Source organism: Pseudomonas sp. 09C 129, from assembly GCF_002843625.1.
Classification (GTDB): domain Bacteria; phylum Pseudomonadota; class Gammaproteobacteria; order Pseudomonadales; family Pseudomonadaceae; genus Aquipseudomonas; species Aquipseudomonas chlororaphis.
Genome location: NZ_CP025261.1, coordinates 4,419,408 through 4,437,932, shown reverse-complemented (window position 1 = coordinate 4,437,932; position 18,525 = coordinate 4,419,408). Strand labels below are relative to the sequence as shown.

The window sequence follows — 18,525 nt, the reverse complement described above, 5'->3', positions numbered from 1 at the left end:
CCGTGGGAGCGTCGTCAGTTCTGCTAGGGAGTGCATTCATGCTGGCAGCGGGGGCCGCCTTGGCGCAAACCGCTGCGGTAACGTCGACCGGGGTCAGCGCCTCGACCTATTCCACCGACCTCATGCAGTTGTATCGCGAGGCGCGGCTGGAAGACCCACAGGTCCTGGCCTCTTTTGCGCAAGCGCAGGCGGGCCAGGAGCATCAACGCGAGGCGCTGGGGGCGCTGTTGCCGCAACTGTCGCTGAATGCCGGGACGAACCGGATCCACCAGGAAAACGACCTGATACAGGAGCGCAGTTACGATAGCGAAAGCTACAGCCTGGTGCTGCGCCAGTACCTCTACAACAAGGCCGCGTGGGAGAACTACCAGAAGTTCAAGAGCCTGGCCAAGCAGTCCGAGTCCGAAGCGCTGGACGCCCAGGCCGAGGCCGCGGTGGAGCTGGCGCGGCGTTACTTCACCGCGCTGGCGGCCGAGGATGAGCTGGAGCTGGTGAGGGCCGAGCGCCGGACCACGCAAAAGAGCCTGGACCGGGTCAACGCGTTGTACGAAAAGCAGATGGCGATGATTACCGACCAGCTCGACCTCAAGGCCCGGGTGGACCTGCTCGCGGCCCAGGAACTGGATGCCCGCAACCAGGCCCGCATCAGTCGCGAGGCGCTGGCGGAGCTCGTCGGCCGGCCGGTCAAGGAGAAGCTCAACCGGATTCGCGATGGCGCGCAACTGCGGGTTTCGGCGCAGAGCCTGGAGTCCTGGGTGCGCGATGGCATGGAGCTGAACCCGACGCTCAAGGCCAGCGAAAGCGGCGCCGAAGCCGCTAACGCGGCGTTGCGCAGTGGCAAGGGCGGGCACTATCCGACGGTGAGCCTGAACCTCAGCGCGCAACAGACCAACGAGGGCTACAACAATACCCTGGCGCCCCGCACCGACAGCTATGTCGCCGGTATCGGCGTTCAGGTGCCGCTGTACAGCGGTGGCTCGACCTCGGCGCGGGTCCGTGGGCTCTACCAGGACCAACTGGTCGCCGAGCAGCAGCTGGAAGCGATCCGGCGCCGGGTGGTCAAGGAGATCACCAGCGCCTACCTGACCGCCAATTCGAACGGCGAAAAGATCGACGCCAGTCGTTCGGCCCTGGCCTCGGCACAGCTGTCCAGGGTGGCGGCGGAGAAGGGGCTGAGCTACGGCATGGTCAACGCCGTCGATGTACTGACCAGCGTGCGCAACGAGTTCCGCGCCCGGCGCGATCTGCTCAAGACGCAATACGAGTTCCTCAGCAACGTCTTCACCCTCAATCGCTGGGCGGGAAAACCACCGGTTGAAAGTGTCGAGAATGTGAATGCCTGGCTGAGTCCCGGTAGCGCCGGCCAGGCCATGGGCGTTGGCATCGAGGACCAGGAGTAAGACACCGGGGCATTTCTGCCCCGGCTGAAGAATCGCTTGCGCAGAGGACCGGCGTTGAACCGGTGATTTAATGGCGCTGCCGGCCCCGTCGATAAATTGACGCTCTCATTGCCTACTGACTTATCTGCGCGCCATTCGTCTGTTACTTGACGAGCCTGGTTGGATCCGACTCTGCCCGCCGCTCGCTCGTGGCGAGCCTAAGAGCTTGATTTGCGGGGGATAGGGCGCCCCAGGGGAACCTCGGCCCAGCGACCCGCACCAGGCTTGGGTCGAAGACCGACGGATGGGTTGGCAGGCAGCTCAGTGGGCTGGCCTAGACTCAATTGAGGGCTCGCGGACGCCCTGCGACACGTGCAAACTATTGATAGTTATTCTTATTTATACCGTTTCGATAGCTTTGCCCGGCTGTGGGAAACCTCCGCCATTTCTGCCTGTACCCCGGGTCGCCAAGACCCGGGCGGGCACGTTTCAGAGCCTTTCGGCGCTCGCATCCGTCCTTCAAGAGCGAGTGGCCGATCAAGGAAGGCCAACGCGTATGAAGGTCATCGTTTTTCAAGGGGAGGCAGGAAGATCATGCCAGACCATACAAAAACGATACGCGTGATGCTGATCGATTGCCGCCCCCTCGTGCTTATGGGGCTCCATGATTTGATCAATGCGAGGAGGCCCCGGATGGAGGTGAGTGGCCAGGCCACCACCTACACCAATGCGCTGGACCTTGCCGATCAGCTGCGTCCCAATGTGATCTTTTTCAGTTTCTTTCCGGATGCGCTGAACCCCCTGGAGGTCGTCGCAGGGCTGACCCGCAGCCCGGAAATCAAACTGCTGGTGCTCAAGGGCTTGTACGAATCCGTTCCGGTTGCCCAGGCGATCGAGGCGGGCGCGCGCGGCATTGTGCTGGCGGAAGACCCGACGGATTCGATCGTCCGGGCCATCATCAAGGTCCACCATTACGACGTCGGGCTGGACCGTGCCTGGTCCGGCGGGCTTTCCGGTTATGCCGCGACCCGGCATGTACCCGTGCGATGCAACCTGGAACAGGCGAAGCAGGCGCGGCTGACGCTGCGCGAGCGGGAGCTGATTCGCGCCATCGTCGGCGACCCGTCCGCCAAATACATGAGCATCGCCGAGCGCCTGGGCATCAGTGAGCACACCGTACACAACCACCTCAGCAACATTTATCAGAAGCTCAACCTGATCAACCGCATCGACTTGCTGATGTACGCGCTCAAGCACGGGCTCACCGATAATGAAGAACCGCCCGACTCCACGTGGGTGGAACTGAAATGAGCTGATCAAGACAAGCCAGCCCTGTGGCTGTCCTTGTCGCTGTCCAGGCTGCCCGGATCGAGGGTGATGCCGTTCTCGTCGTTTCCTGCCCCATGAATGCGCAGGCATGTCGCCGTGCTCTGTGAGCCTTGGGCTGCCTGGGCGTTTGTCGCGCAAGCGAGTGAGAGCGTTTCGGACGGTAGCAGCAAAAAAAAGCGAGGGTGGTTTCCAGGCCACCCTCGCTTTCATTCGCCTGTGCGAGGTTTCAGACGCTGCCCATCACAATGTCGGTATTGAGCAGATCGACCCCGACCAGGGTAATGGTCGTTATCTGTCCGCCCGTCTCGGCCACCGTCACGATGCTGTCGGCGCCGGCATTGTTGATCGACTGCACAACGGCCCCCGCGTCACCAATGAGCACCACTGCATCGCGCTGGCCGGCTCCGGCATCGAAGCCTGTGACCTGGTACTGGTTCTCGGCGGCCGACAGGTCGATGTTGAAGGCATCCCGTTCACCCGTGGTGCCCACCAGCCTGAAGTCGAAGAGCACGTCGCTCGGGTCGTTGGCGAACAGGTTGGCGTCGAACGCGCTGGTCGCCGTGTCGCCATCCTTGTCCGTCACCGTCGCGTTGAACGCCAGCTTGACGTCGCTGGCCAGGCTCTCGGTCTCGTGGGTGAACTCGATCGTCGGGATCTTGATCTCGCCCCGGGCCATCGTCAGCTGGACCGCATCGATCAACGATGTAGCCGATTGCTCGACGGTGAAGGACACCTGTCCACCGGCCTCTGGCGTCAGGGTGTTGACCTCGATGAGGTTGGAGAAGGTGCCATCTTCGTAGAAGACCCTGTAGTACAGGTCCTCGGTGGCCGTGTTGTACCCGCCCACGGAGTTGTCGATAAACACCTTCATGCTTGTCAGCAGGCTTTCCGGGTTGACCACGAAGCTTTCATCGGCCGCGCCGATCGCCGCCTGGTTGTCGCCCTGGAACAGGTTGTTGGCAATGCCGATGCCGGCCGTGCTGACGTTCATGGCTGACGAGCCGATGAACGACGGCAGCGGGTTGGTCTGCAACTGCGCTTCGGTAGGGTCGGGTGCTCCGAGCCCGATACCGGTGAGGATGCTGTTCGCGCCGCTTGCCGGAGCCAGCGGGTTGGCGCCGAAGAACACGATGTCCTCGCTACCGATGGTCAGCGTGCGCACCGGGTCCGGGCCACCGGCATCCAGCGAGCCGTCGGCACTGCTGAGGACGATGGTCGAGCGGAAGCCTTCCTCCAGGTCCAGCGCATAAGTGCCGTTGGCGTAGGCGCTCAGGGTGTAGTGGACGGTGGTGTCCGCGGTCGCCGCGTTGTTGTCGAAGTCACCGGTCAAGGTGCCCGCGAACTGATACGCGCCATTGGCGTCCGGTGACGGCGACTGCTCGACCAGCGTACCGGTGCCGGTGGTGGTCGTATCGTCCGGCCGGACCAGGGTGAACTGGCCGTTCACCAGCGAGATGTCCAGACCGGCCGCACCCAGCCCGTCGGCGCCAGACCCCATGTTCCAGTAGCCTTGTTGTGCCTGGTCGGTCCCCGTGCCGATCAGGTTGCCAAACGCCAGGGTCGGGGTGTCGTCATCGACGGTGATCACCAGTTTGTCGGCCGCGGCGGTCACCGTGTCGCCGTCCTTGTCGGTGGCTTGCAGCAGGCTGCCCAGGTTGATCGTCAGGTCGTTCTCGTCGTTGCCGGCCGCGTGATCCAGGGGCTGGAGCAGGCTGAAGGTGTAGGCACCCGCTACCGTCAGGCTGAGGGTGAACACGTCAGTCGCGCCGGCCTTGGCGGTCAGGGTGCTGCCCAGGACGCTGTAGGTCAGTGCCACTCCGCCGGAGCTCAGGGCTGGCAAGCCGCTGGTGTTACTCGACAAGGAGTAGCTCAGCGGCACGTCGGCCCCGGACTGGAAGATGCCGCTGACGTTGCCGCTGACCGTGGTGACCTCGCCCGGTACGTCGCCGATACCCCCGGCGATGCCGTTGGCCAGGCCGTCTTCATCGACGGTACCGGCCTCGGCGGTTCCGGTGGCGGTTGGGGTGTCGTCATCGACGGTAATCACCAGTTTCTCGGCGGCAGCGGTTACCGTGTCGCCGTCCCTGTCGGTGGCCTTCAGCAAGGTCCCCAGGTTGAGGGTGATGTCGTTTTCATCGTTGCCTACCGGATGATCCAGCGGCTGCAGCAGGGTGAAACTGTAGTCACCCGCAGCATTGAGGCTGAAGGTGAACACATCGACGGCACCAGCCTTGGCCGTCAGGGTATCTCCCGCCACGCTGTAGACCAGCGCCACTCCGCCCGAGCTCAGGGCTGGCAGGCCGCTGGTATCACTCGACAAGGCGTAAGTCAGCGGTACGTCGGCACCCGACTGGAAGATACCGCTAACGCTGCCATTGGTCGTGGTGGCTTCGCCCGGCACGTCGCCGATACCACCGGCAATGCCATTGGCCAGGCCGTCCTCGTCGACGGTGCCGGCTGCGGCGGTGCCATTCGCCGTTGGCGTGTCGTCATCGACGGTGATCACCAGCTTGTTGGGCGCCGCGGTGACCGTGTCGCCGTCCCTGTCGGTGGCTTGCAGCAAGGTGCCGAGGTTGAGGGTGATGTCGTTTTCATCGTTACCGGCCGGATGATCCAGCGGTTGCAGCAGGGTGAAGCTGTAGTCACCGGCGGCGCTGAGGCTGAAGGTGAACACATCGACGGCGCCGGCCTTGGCGGTCAGGGTATCGCCCGCGACGCTATAGACCAGCGCCACTCCGCCCGAGCTCAATGCCGGCAGGCCGCTGGTATCGCTCGCCAAGGCGTAAGTCAGCGGTACATCGGCACCCGACTGGAAGATACCCGTGACGTCGCCGCTGGCGGTGGTTGCTTCGTCAGCCACGTCGCCGACGCCACCGGCAATACCGTTGGCCAGGCCGTCTTCATCGACGGTGCCGGCCGCAGCGGTGCCATTCGCGGTTGGGGTGTCGTCATCGATGGTGATCACCAGTTTCTCGGCGGCAGCCGCTACCGTATCGCCGTCCTTGTCGGTCGCTTGCAACAGGGTTCCCAGGTTGAGGGTGATGTCGTTTTCATCGTTACCGGCCGGATGATCCAGCGGCTGCAGCAGGGTGAAGCTGTAGGCGCCCGCGGCGCTGAGGCTGAAGGTGAACACATCGACGGCGCCGGCCTTGGCGGTCAGGGTATCGCCCGCCACGCTGTACACCAGTGCCACTCCGCCAGACGTCAGGGCTGGCAGACCGCTGGTATCACTCGACAAGGCGTAAGTCAGCGGTACGTCGGCACCCGACTGGAAGATACCGCTGACGCTGCCATTGGCCACGGTGGCCTCACCGGCCACGTCGCCCACACCGCCGGGGATGCCATTGGCCAGGCCGTCCTCATCGACGGTTCCAGCCGCAGCGGTTCCGCTTGCGGTGGGCGTGTCGTCATCGACGGTGATCACCAGTTTCTCGGCCGCGGCGGTCACGGTGTCGCCATCCTTGTCCGTGGCCTGCAGCAGGGTTCCCAGGTTGAGGGTGATGTCGTTTTCATCGTTGCCCGCTGGATGATCCAGCGGTTGCAGCAAGGTGAAGCTGTAGTCACCCGCAGCGCTGAGGCTGAAGGTGAATACATCGACTGCGCCAGCCTTGGCGGTCAGGGTGTCGCCAGCGACGCTGTACACCAGCGCCACTCCACCCGAACTCAGGGCTGGCAGACCGCTGGTGTCGCTCGACAAGGCGTAAGTCAGCGGTACGTCGGCCCCGGACTGGAAGATGCCTGTCACGCTGCCACTGGCCGTTGTGGCTTCGCCAGGTACGTCGCCGACACCGCCGGCAATGCCATTGGCCAGGCCGTCTTCATCGACGGTGCCAGCTCCAGCGGTGCCATTCGCCGTTGGCGTGTCGTCATCGATGGTGATCACCAGTTTTTCGGCGGCGGCCGTTACCGTGTCGCCATCCTTGTCGGTGGCCTGCAGCAGGGTGCCCAGGTTGAGGGTGATGTCGTTTTCATCGTCGCCCGCCGGGTGATCCAGCGGCTGCAGGAGGGTAAAGCTGTAGGCTCCCGCTGCACTGAGGCTGAAGGTGAATACCTCGGCCCCACCCACGCCCGCATTGGCGGTCAGGGTGTCACCCGCGACGCTGTACACCAGCGCCACTCCGCCCGAGCTCAGGGCTGGCAGACCGCTGGTGTCGCTCGACAAGGCGTAAGTCAAGGGTACGTCGGCGCCGGACTGGAAGATCCCCGTCACGCTGCCACTGGCCGTCGTGGCTTCGCCAGCCACGTCGCCCACACCACCGGCAATACCGTTGGCCAGGCCGTCCTCATCGACAGTGCCGGCCCCAGCGGTGCCATTCGCGGTTGGGGTGTCGTCATCGATGGTGATCACCAGTTTCTCGGCGGCAGCCGTTACCGTATCGCCGTCCTTGTCCGTCGCTTGCAACAGGGTTCCCAGGTTGAGGGTGATGTCGTTTTCATCGTTGCCGGCCGGATGATCCAGCGGCTGGAGCAGGCTGAAGCTGTAGTCACCTGCGGCATTGAGGCTGAAGGTGAATACATCGACCGCGCCGGCCTTGGCCGTCAGGGTATCGCCGGCAACGCTGTACACCAGCGCCACTCCGCCTGAACTCAGGGCTGGCAGACCGCTGGTATCACTCGACAGGGAGTAAGTCAGCGGTATATCGGCCCCGGACTGGAAGATCGCCGTGACGCTGCCGCTGGCTGTCGTCGCTTCGCCAGGCACATCGCCGACACCACCGGCAATACCGTTGGCCAGGCCGTCTTCATCAACGGTGCCGGCCCCAGCAGTGCCATTCGCGGTGGGGGTGTCGTCATCGACGGTGATCACCAGTTTGTCGGCCGCGGCGGTTACCGTGTCGCCATCCTTGTCGGTGGCTTGCAACATCGCGCCCAGGTTGATCGTGATGTCGTTTTCATCGTCGCCCGCCGGGTGATCCAGCGGTTGCAGCAGGGTAAAGCTGTAGGCGCCCGCCGCGCTGAGGCTGAAGGTGAACACATCGACCGCGCCGGCCTTGGCGGTCAGGGTGTCACCTGCGACGCTGTACACCAGGGGCACTCCGCCCGAACTCAGGGCTGGCAAGCCGCTGGTATCGCTCGACAGGGCATAGCTCAGCGGTACGTCGGCCCCGGACTGGAAGATGCCCGTGACATTGCCGCTGGCCGTCGTTGCTTCACCCGCCACGTCACCGACACCACCGGCAATACCATTGGCCAGGCCGTCCTCATCGACGGTTCCTGCCTCGGCGGTTCCGGCGGCGGTTGGCGTATCGTCATCGACGGTGATCACCAGTTTCTCGGCCGCGGCCGTTACCGTATCGCCGTCCTTGTCGGTCGCTTGCAACAGGGTTCCCAGATTGAGGGTGATGTCGTTTTCATCGTTACCGGCTGGATGATCCAGGGGCTGGAGCAGGGTAAAGCTGTAGTCCCCTGCGGCATTGAGGCTGAAGGTGAACACATCGACGGCACCCGCCTTGGCAGTCAGGGTGTCACCCACCACGCTGTACACCAGCGCCACTCCACCGGAAGTCAGGGCCGGCAGGCCGCTGGTATCGCTCGACAGGGAGTAAGTCAGCGGTACATCGGCCCCGGACTGGAAGATCCCGGTGACGGTGCCGCTGGCCGTGGTGACCTCGCCAGGCACATCGCCGACACCGCCGGCAATGCCATTGGCCAGGCCGTCCTCATCGACGGTTCCGGCCGCGGCGACGCCGGTCGCGGTGGGCGTATCGTCGTCGACGGTAATCACCAGCTTCTCGGCCGCAGCCGTCACGGTGTCGCCATCCTTATCCGTGGCCTTCAGCAGCGTGCCGAGGTTGAGGGTGATGTCGTTTTCATCGTTGCCGGCCGGGTGATCCAGCGGTTGCAGCAGGGTAAAGCTGTAGGCGCCCGTGGCGCTGAGGCTGAAGGTGAACACATCGACGGTGCCCGCCTTGGCGGTCAGGGTGTCGCCTACCACGCTGTAGACCAGTGCGACGCTGCCGGAAGTCAGGGCCGGCAGGCCGCTGGTGTCGCTCGACAAGGAGTAAGTCAGTGGCACATCGACGCCGGACTGGAAGATGGCGGTCACGCTGCCGCTGACGCTGGTGACCTCGCCAGGCACGTCGCCGACACCGCCTGGGATGCCATTGGCCAGGCCGTCCTCATCGACGGTGCCGGCCGCCGCGGTCCCGGCTGCGGTCGGTCCATCGTCCTCGAAGATCATCTTCGAGCCGATTTCGGTGGTGATCGTGGAGGGGTGGCGCAGCGAGAAACCACCGATATCGAAGTCGGCGTGGTTATCGCCCCTGGCGTTGACGGCGGCCCCGTTCTCGATCAGCACGCGGTTGTGGTCCGCGCTGGTGGTGTATTCGATCTGGTAGCCGGCCTTGACGCCGGTGATGGTGGCCACGCCGCCGGTAAAGCTGATGGCAATGTTCGGATCGTTCACCGAGCCGTCGGAGTTCTCGATCACCAGCCCGGTGCTTTTATCGAAAATGCGCACATTGGTGATGGCCACCGACGTATCGTTCGCATAGCCGTTGACGAAGTCCACGCGGTCTTCAACCGCAGTGTTGTAGGCACTGATTTTGACCACGGCAGTCTTGCCGCTTTGCAGCTGCACGACATCGAAACTGGCCGTCGTCGCATTGAACATGGCGGTAAAGTCGATGTTGTCTTCGACATCGGCTTCGGTCTGGCTCAGGTTGGGCACGGTCACATCCAGCCGGGCACCGGTGACGAAGGTCAGGCGGATGCCTTCCTGTTCCGTGATCATCTGATTGTTGGTACCGATGGTGACCGTACCACCGCCCTGGCTGGTATTGATCCTGTCGCCAGTGTTTATATTCGCGCCGCTCGACTGGTCTGCCGGGTCTTTACCGGTGGCGATGATCGTCGGATCGCTGACCCGCAACACACCGCCGTCATCGACCACCGTCGGGTTCGCTCCGGTGAACATCAGGAACAGGTTCTGCCCGGAAGGCGCATTGGTCAGGTCGAATCCGTCCTGGACGGTGCTGACGAAGACCTTGTTCAGCAGGTTGAGGGCATCGTCCGGGTTACTCGCGTCCGGGTGCTTGAGCGGTTGGTATTCCACGGTCCAGATCTTGCCGCCGCTGACCGGCGATCCGGTTTCTTCGATGTAGGCGGCGAACACGATCGCGCCGTCAGGGCCTCCGGCCCGGCCCAGCAGGATGTTGTTGTCGGTATCGGTGTACAGCAGGATGTTGGTGCCATCGAGGGTATCCAGGCCGCTGTCCAGGCCGTTGAGCGCCGCGCCGAGGCTGTCGGTGAACTTGATATCGAGGATGTTGGTACCGGGCGTCAGGTTGAGGGTGAAGGCATTGCTGCCGGTGTTGCCCACGGCACCGGTATAGCCACTCAAGGCGGCGTCCATGGCGGTACCGGCGCCAAGGGCGGTCAGGCGGGTGGCGAAGGTCGAGGGCAGGGCGGACAACAGGATGTCGTTGTCGTCAGCGTCTCCCGCGGGGCTTGGCGTGGTGGTGGCGTTCTGCAACCCGGTGGTTTCGTCCAGGGTCACGCTCGCACCGGTCACCAGGATGGACGAGGCGCTGCTCGCCTGAGCAGTGCTGACGGCCAGCGTGTCGGCGCTGGGGAACACGGGATAGAGAGCGGTACTGGTGTCAGCGCTCAGGTCGTTCGTGGGGGATGGGGTTTTTTTAGAAATAGTCATGACATTCTCCCGGGCAATTCCAGTCGTTGAGGCCGCACCTCGGCCCTCTGTTAGCAGATACAACCACTATGGGGATGCCGCGCAGGTTGCGCATTGGCCGATACTCCCAGGCCGGATGGGAGTTTCAGCCTATTCAGGAAGGGACGCGGGATAAGGCGCAGCAGTGCTCGCAAACAGGACCCTGAGGGGGGCTTCAGGGGTAGCCCGCAATGGCGGCCACAGGCCGTCGTCGAGCGGCTCGACGGGCTGCTCGAGCGCTCGCCGCGGTTCTCATATGGGCGCGCAAAAAAAAGCGCGGGTGGTTTCCAGGCCACCCTCGCTTTCATTCGCCTGCGCGAGGTTTCAGACGCTGCCCATCACAATGTCGGTATTGAGCAGATCGACCCCGACCAGGGTAATGGTCGTAATCTGTCCGCCCGTTTCGGCCACCGTCACGATGCTGTCGCTGCCGGCATTGTCGACCGACTGCACAACGGCCCCCGCGTCACCAATGAGCACCAGCGCATCGCGCTGGCCGGCGCCCGCATCGAAACCTGTGACCTGGTACTGGTTCTCGGTGGCTGCCAGGTCGATGTTGAAGGCATCCCGCTCACCGGTGGTGCCGACCAGCCTGAAGTCGAAGAGCGCGTCGGCCGCATCGTTGGCGAACAGGTTGGCGTCGAACGCGCTGGTCGCCGTGTCGCCATCCTTGTCCGTCACCGTCGCGTTGAATGCCAGCTGGATATCGCTGGCCAGGCTCTGGACCTCATGAATGAACTCGATGGTCGGAACCTTGATCGTGCCTTTGCCCATGGTGAGCTGGACCGCGTCGATCAGGTGGGTGCCGTCCCACTCTACGGTGAAGGAGGTCTGGCCTCCGGCCTCCGCCTGCAGGTCGGCGGCCTGCACCTTGATGGGCGCGCCCGAGGTCGTGCCGTTGTCGTAGTAGATCGTGTAGTACAGCTCTTCCGTGGCCGGGTTGTAACCCTGCACCGAGTTGTCGATATAGACCTTCATGGCCGTCAGCAGCGTCTCGGGGTTGACCACGAAACTCTCGTCACCGGCATTGATGCCCGCCGTGTTGTTGCCCTCCAGGTTGTTGTTGGCGATGCCGATGCCCGAGGTGCTGACGTTCATGGCCGCCGAGCCGATGAACGACGGCAAGGGGTTGGTCTGCAACTGCGCTTCGGTAGGGTCGGGTGCTCCGAGCCCGATACCGGTGAGGATGCTGTTATCGCCGGTCTGCGGCGCCAGCGGATTCGCGCCGAAGAACACCACATCCTCGGTGCCGATCGTCAACGTGCGCACAGGGTCCGGGCCACCGGCATCCAGTGAGCCATCGGCACTGCTGAGGACCACGGTCGAGCGGAAGCCTTCTTCCAGGTCCAGGGCATAGGTGCCGTTGGCATAGGCGCTCAGGGTGTAGTGGATGGTGGTGTCCGCGGTCGCCGCGTTGTTGTCGAAGTCACCGGTCAAGGTGCCGGCGAATTGGTAGGCGCCATTGACGTCCGGTGATGGTGACTGCTCGACCAGCGTGCCGGTGCCGGTGGTGGTCGTATCGTCCGGCCGGACCAGGGTGAACTGGTCGTTCACCAGCGAGATGTCCAGGCCGTTGGTATCCAGCCCGTCGGCGCCAGACCCCATGTTCCAGTAGCCTTGTTGCGCCAGTTGGGTACCGGTGCCGATCAGGTTGCCGAAGGCCAGGGTCGGGGTGTCGTCATCGACGGTGATCACCAGCTTGTCGGCCGCGGCGGTCACCGTGTCGCCGTCCTTGTCGGTGGCTTGCAGCAAGCTACCCAGATTAATGGTGATGTCGTTCTCATCGTTGCCCGCCGCGTGATCCAGGGGTTGCAGCAGAGTGAAGGCATAGGCCCCCACGGCATTGAGGCTGAAGGTGAACACATTGACCGCGCCGGCCTTGGCGGTGAGGGTATCGCCGGTAACGCTGTAGGTCAGCGCCACCCCGCCCGAGCTCAGGGCCGGCAGGCCGCTGGTATCGCTCGACAGGGCATAGCTCAGCGGCACATCGGCACCGGACTGGAAGATCCCGGTCACGCTGCCATTGGCGGTGGTGGACTCGCCCGCCACATCCCCAACACCTCCGGCGATGCCATTGGCCAGGCCGTCCTCATCGACGGTTCCGGCTTCGGCGGTGCCGTTGGCGGTAGGCGTGTCGTCATCGACGGTGATCACCAGTTTCTCGGCGGCGGCCGTCACCGTATCGCCGTCTTTATCCGTGGCTTGCAACAGCGTGCCGAGGCTGAGGGTGATGTCGTTTTCATCGTTGCCCGCTGGGTGGTCCAGCGGTTGCAGCAAGGTGAAGCTGTAGTCACCGGCGGCGCTGAGGCTGAAGGTGAATACATCGACGGCGCCCGCCTTGGCCGTCAGGGTATCGCCGGCGACGCTATAGACCAGCGCCACCCCGCCCGAACTCAGGGCCGGCAGGCCACTGGTGTCACTCGACAGGGAATAGCTCAGCGGTACATCGGCACCCGACTGGAAGATCCCCGTCACGCTGCCGATGGCGGTGGTGGCTTCGCCCGCCACATCACCGACACCACCGGCAATACCATTGGCCAGGCCGTCTTCATCGACGGTTCCAGCCGCGGCGGTTCCGGTTGCGGTGGGTGTGTCGTCATCGACGGTAATTACCAGTTTCTCGGCGGTGGCCGTTACCGTGTCGCCATCCTTGTCCGTGGCTTGCAGCAAGGTGCCCAGGTTGATCGTGATGTCGTTCTCGTCGTTGCCCGCTGGATGATCCAGCGGCTGGAGCAGGGTGAAGCTGTAGTCACCTGCGGCATTGAGGCTGAAGGTAAACACATCGACCGCGCCGGCCTTGGCGGTGAGGGTGTCACCCGCGACGCTGTAGACCAGCGCCACTGCGCCCGAACTCAGAGCCGGCAAGCCGCTGGTGTCACTCGACAAGGCGTAAGTCAGCGGCACGTCGGCACCGGACTGGAAGATGCCTGTGACGTTGCCGCCGGCAGTAGTGAGTTCACCTGGCACATCGCCGACACCACCGGCAATACCATTGGCCAGGCCATCCTCGTCGACTGTGCCGGCCCCAGCGGTGCCATTTGCGGTGGGCGTGTCGTCATCGACGGTAATCACCAGTTTTTCGGCGGCAGCGGTTACCGTGTCGCCATCCTTGTCGGTGGCCTGCAGCAGGCTACCCAGGTTGATGGTGATGTCGTTTTCATCGTTGCCGGCTGGATGATCCAGCGGTTGCAGCAGGGTGAAGCTGTAGGCGCCCGCGGCGCTGAGGCTGAAGGTGAACACATCGACCGCGCCGGCCTTGGCGGTGAGGGTGTCGCCCACCACGCTGTAGACCAGCGCTACTCCACCGGATGTCAGGGCTGGCAAGCCGCTGGTGTCGCTCGACAAGGAGTACGTCAGCGGCACATCGACGCCGGACTGGAAGATCCCGCTGACGTTGCCGCCGGCAGTAGTGAGTTCACCCGGCACGTCGCCGACACCGCCGGCGATGCCATTGGCCAGGCCGTCTTCGTCGACGGTGCCGGCCTCAGCGGTTCCGGCCGCGGCCGGCCCATCGTCCTCGAAGATCATCTTCGAGCCGATTTCGGCGGTCGCGGTGGTGGCTTGGCGCAGGGTGAAGGCACCGATGTCGAAGTCGGCGTGGTCATTGCCCTTGGCGTCCACGGCTGCGCCATTCTCGACCAGCACGCGGTTGTGGTTTGCACTGGTGGTGTATTCGATCTGGTAGCCGGCCTTGACGCCGGTGATGGTGGCCACGCCGCCATCGAAGCTGATGAGGATGCTCGTATCGTTCACCGAGCCGTCGGAGTTCTCGATCACCAGCCCGGTGGCGTTGTCGATGACTTGAACATTGGTAATGGCCACCGACGTATCGTCCGCATAGCCGTTGACGAAGTCCACGCCGGTTTCAACCGCGGTGCTGAAGGCACTGACCTTGACCACGGCACTCTTGCCGCCTTGCAGCTGCACCACATCGAAGCTGGCCGTCGTCGCATTAAACACTGCGGTGTAGTCGATATTGGCTTCGACGTCCGCTTCGTTCTGATCCAGGTTGGGCACGGTCACGTCCTGCCGGGCGCCGGTGACGAAGGTAAAGCGGATGCCTTCCTGTTCCACGATCATCTGGTTGTTGGTGCCGAAGGTGGTCGGGCCACCGGCCTGGCTGGTGTTGATGGTGTCACCGGTATTGATATTGACCCCCGTCGATTCGTCGGCGGGGTCCTTGCCGGTGGCGATGATCGTCGGGTCGCTGATCCGCAGGACACCGCCATCGTCGACCACCGTCGGGTTGGCCTTGGTGAACATCAGGAACAGGTTCTGCCCGGAAGGCGCATTGGCCAGGCTGAACGTCAGGTCCTGGCTGGCGCCGATAAACACCTTGTCCAGCAGGTTGAGGGCATCGTCCGGGTTACTGCCATCCGGGTGCTTGAGCGGTTGGTATTCCACGGTCCAGATCTTGCCGCCCGACAGCGGCGACCCGGTTTCTTCGATATAGGCGGCGAACACGATCGCGCCATCAGGGCCGCCGGCCCGGCCCAGCAGGATGTTGTTATCGGTATCGGTATACAGAAGGATGTCGATGCCATCGAGGGTATCCAGGCCGCTGTCCAGGCCGTCGAGCGGTGCGCCCAGGCTGTCGGTGAAACCGACATCGACATTGATCGCATCGGGCGCCAGGTTGAGGGTGAAGGCATTGCTGCCGGTATCGCCCACGTCACCGGTATAGCCACTCAGGGCGGCGTCCGTCGCGGTGCCGGCGCCGAGGGCGGTCAAGCGGGTGGCGAAGGCCGAGGGCAGGGCGGCCAGCAGGATGTCATTGTCGTCGGCGTCTCCCGCAGGGGCTGGCGTGGCCGTGGCGTTCTGCAGCCCGGTGGTTTCGTCCAGCGCAACGTTGACGCCGGTCGCTACCACGAGCGGGTCGCTCGTGAGGGATAGGTTTTCTTGCAGGGTAGTCATGACAATTCTCCTAGGCAGTTCCAGCCATTGGGGCCGCACTGGGCCCTCTGCTGGCAGATTTCACAACTATGGGGATGCACAGGAGGTTGCGCATTGGCCGATACTCCTGGGCGGCCTGGGAGTTTCAGCCTATCTGGGAGGGAAACGGGGGGAGGCGAAGGTGCCGGTCCAGGACGAGCTCTTCAGACCTTGCGCCGCTTGAGCGTGCGGCGCGGCCAAAAAAAGCGAGGGTGGTTTCCAGGCCACCCTCGCTTGGGTTTGACGCGCGATGTTTCAGACGCTGCCCATCACAATGTCGGTATTGAGCAGGTCGACCCCGAGCAGGGTGATGGTCGTCAGTTGTCCGCCGGTCTCGGCAATCGTCACGATGCTGTCGTTGCTGGCATTGTCGATCGACTGCACAGTGGCGCCCGCGTCACCAATGAGCACCACCGCATCGCGTTGGCCCGGGCCGGCATCGAAGCCAGTGACCTGGTACTGGTTCTCGGCCACCGACAGGTCGATGTTGAAGGCATCCCGTTCACCGGCGGTGCCGACCAGCCTGAAGTCGAAGGTCTGGTCGCTCGGGTCGTTGGCGAACAGGTTGGCGTCGAACGCGCTGGTTGCGGTATCCCCATCCTTGTCCGTCGTCGTGGCGTTGAACGACAGCTGGATATCGTTGGCCAGGCTCTGGGTCTCCTTGATGAACTGGATCACCGGGATCTTGACCGTGCCCAGTCCCATCGTCAGCTGGACGGCATCGATCAGATGGCTGCCATCCCACTGGACGGTGAAGGATTTCTGGCCACCCGCCTCTGCGTGCAGGTCGGCGGCCTGCACCTTGATGGGCGTGCCCGAGGTCGTGCCGTTGTCGTAGTAGATCGTGTAGTACAGCTCTTCGGTGGCCGGGTTGTAGCCCTGCACCGAGTTGTCGATAAAGATCTTCATGCTGGTCAACAAAGTCTCGGGGTTGATCACGAAACTTTCGTCGCCGGCATTGATGCCCGCGGTGGTGTTGCCCTCCAGGTTGTTGTTGGCGACACCGATGCCGGAGGTGCTGACGTTCATGGTCGATGAGCCGATGAACGACGGCAGGGGGTTGGTCTGCAACTGCGCTTCGGTAGGGTCGGGCGCCCCGAGCCCGATACCGGTCAGGATGCTGTTATCGCCGGTCTGCGGTGCCAGCGGATTGGCGGCGAAGAACACTACATCCTCGCTGCCTATCATTAGCGTGCGCACCGGGTCCGGACCGCCGGCAGCCAGCGAGCCGTCGGCACTGCTGAGGACCACGGTCGAACGGAAGCCTTCCTCCAGGTCCAGGGCATAGGTGCCGTTGGCATAGGCGCTCAGGGTGTAGTGGACAGTGGTATCGGCGGTGGCCGCGTTGTTGTCGAAGTCACCGGTCAGGGTGCCGGCGAACTGATAGGCGCCATTGCCATCCGGCGAAGGCGACTGCTCGACCAGCGTACCGGTTCCGGTGGTGGTGGTGTTATCCGGCCGGACCAGGGTGAACTGGCCGTTCACCAGCGTAATGTCCAGGCCGTTGGCATCCAGCCCGTCGGCGCCAGCCCCCATGTTCCAGTAGCCTTGTTGCGCCAGGGCGGTCCCGGTGCCGATCAGGTTGCCGAAGGCCAGGGTCGGCCCATCGTCCTCGAAGATCATGTGAGAGCCGATTTCGGCGGTGGTGGTGGAGGCCTGGCGCAAGGTGAAGCCACCGATATCGAAGTCGGCGTGGGTATTGCCCTTGGCGTCCAGGGCGGCGCCGTTCTCGATCAGGACGCGGTTGTGGTCCGCGGCCGTGGTGTATTCGATCTGGTAGCCGGCCTTGACGCCGGTGATGGTGGCCACGCCGCCATCGAAGCTGATGAGGATGCTCGTGTCATTCACCGAGCCGTCCGAGTTTTCGATCACTTGTCCCGTGGCGATGTTGATCACGCGAACATTGGTAATGGCCACTGACGTATCGTTCGCATAGCCATTGACGAAACTCGCGCCACTTTCAACCGCGGTGTTGAAGGCACTGATCCTGACCACCGCACTCTTGCCGCCTTGCAGTTGCACGATATCGAAATTGGCCGCCTTGGCATTGAACATCGCGGTGAAGTCGATGTTGGCTTCGATATCGGCTTCATTCTGATCCAGGTTGGGAATGGTTACGTCCTGCCGGGCGCCCGTGACGAAGGTGAAGCGAATGCCTTCCTGTTCCGTGATCATCTGGCTGTTGGTGCCGAAGGTGGTCGGGCCACCCGCCTGGCTGGTGTTGATGGTGTCGCCGGTGTTGATGCTGGCGCCCGATGACTGGTCGGCGGGGTCCTTGCCGGTGGCGATGATCGTCGGGTCGCTGATCCGCAAGACGCCGCCGTCATCGACCACCGTCGGATTGGCCTTGGTGAACATCAGGAACAGGTTCTGCCCGGAAGGCGCGTCGGCCAGGCTGAACGTCAGGTCCTGGCTGGCGCCGATGAATACTTTATTCAGCAGGTTGAGGGCATCGTCCGGGTTACTGCCGTCCGGATGCTTGAGCGGCTGGTATTCCACGGTCCAGATCTTGCCGCCCGACAGCGGCGACCCGGTCTCTTCGATATAGGCGGCGAACACGATCGCCCCGTCAGGGCCTCCGGCCCGGCCCAGCAGGATGTTGTTATTGGTATCGGTATACAGAAGGATGTCGATGCCATCGAGGGTATCCAGCCCGCTGTCCAGGCCATCGAGCGGTGCGCCCAGGCTGTCGGTGAAGCTGATATCGACATTGATCGCGCCGGGCGCCAGGTTGAGGGTGAAGGCATTGCTGCCGGTGTCGCCCACGGCGCCGGTGTAGCCGCTCAGGGCGGCGTCCGTCGCGGTACCCGCGCCAAGGGCGGTCAGCCGGGTGGCGAAGGCCGAGGGCAGGGCGGCCAGCAGGATGTCATTGTCGTCGGCGTCCCCCGCGGGGGATGGCGTGGCCGTGGCGTTCTGCAACCCGCTGGTTTCGTCCAGCGCAACGTTGGCACCGGTCGCTACCACGAGCGGAGCGCCATCCGCCAGGGCGGTGAGGGTCAGTGTGTCGTTGCTGGGAAAGGCGGGGTACAGATCGGTAGAGGTATCGGCGGTCAGGTCGGTGGTGGGGGATTGGGGTGTGGTCATGGCAGGCTCCTCGGCGGTTCTAGTTGTGGGGGTCGCACCTGGGCCCCTCTGCTGGCAGATGTCACAACTATGGGGATGCGCCGCAGGTTGCGCATTGGCCGATACTCCCAGGCGGCCTGGGAGTTTCAGCCT

5 protein-coding genes are annotated in these 18,525 nt (G+C 63.7%); 2 read left to right on the top strand and 3 right to left on the bottom strand.

Going from position 1 to position 18,525, the window contains the following annotated elements; translation table 11 throughout:
- Positions 1 to 2 precede the first annotated feature (2 nt).
- A complete protein-coding gene (locus CXQ81_RS19910; protein WP_178081075.1) occupies positions 3 to 1,400 on the top strand; it encodes a TolC family outer membrane protein in 1,398 nt (465 codons plus the stop codon).
- Between the two features lie 573 nt (positions 1,401 to 1,973).
- Positions 1,974 to 2,690: a LuxR C-terminal-related transcriptional regulator gene (locus tag CXQ81_RS19905; RefSeq protein WP_101338301.1), complete on the top strand. Its 717-nt coding sequence runs from the start codon at positions 1,974 to 1,976 to the stop codon at positions 2,688 to 2,690.
- Between the two features lie 244 nt (positions 2,691 to 2,934).
- Here CXQ81_RS19905 and CXQ81_RS19900 read toward each other — a convergent pair whose 3' ends face one another.
- From CXQ81_RS19900 to CXQ81_RS19890, 3 genes are all read right to left on the bottom strand, one after another.
- On the bottom strand, positions 2,935 to 10,359 hold the full coding sequence (locus tag CXQ81_RS19900) for a DUF5801 repeats-in-toxin domain-containing protein (RefSeq protein WP_101338300.1): 7,425 nt from the start codon (positions 10,357 to 10,359) through the stop codon (positions 2,935 to 2,937).
- A 342-nt stretch (positions 10,360 to 10,701) separates the two neighbouring features.
- Positions 10,702 to 15,291, bottom strand: coding sequence for a DUF5801 repeats-in-toxin domain-containing protein (locus CXQ81_RS19895; protein ID WP_101338299.1), 4,590 nt, complete (start codon positions 15,289 to 15,291; stop codon positions 10,702 to 10,704).
- A 273-nt stretch (positions 15,292 to 15,564) separates the two neighbouring features.
- Positions 15,565 to 18,393 (bottom strand): DUF5801 repeats-in-toxin domain-containing protein, encoded by a 2,829-nt coding sequence (locus CXQ81_RS19890; protein ID WP_101338298.1) that lies wholly within the window; start codon positions 18,391 to 18,393, stop codon positions 15,565 to 15,567.
- Between the last annotated feature and the right edge of the window lie 132 nt (positions 18,394 to 18,525).

Bases quoted from the DNA above. Each gene is read 5' to 3' on its own strand.
- CXQ81_RS19905 (WP_101338301.1), top strand. From the start codon at position 1,974: ATGCCAGACCATACAAAAACGATACGCGTGATGCTGATCGATTGCCGC.
- CXQ81_RS19900 (WP_101338300.1), bottom strand. From the start codon at position 10,359: ATGACTATTTCTAAAAAAACCCCATCCCCCACGAACGACCTGAGCGCT.
- CXQ81_RS19895 (WP_101338299.1), bottom strand. From the start codon at position 15,291: ATGACTACCCTGCAAGAAAACCTATCCCTCACGAGCGACCCGCTCGTG.
- CXQ81_RS19890 (WP_101338298.1), bottom strand. From the start codon at position 18,393: ATGACCACACCCCAATCCCCCACCACCGACCTGACCGCCGATACCTCT.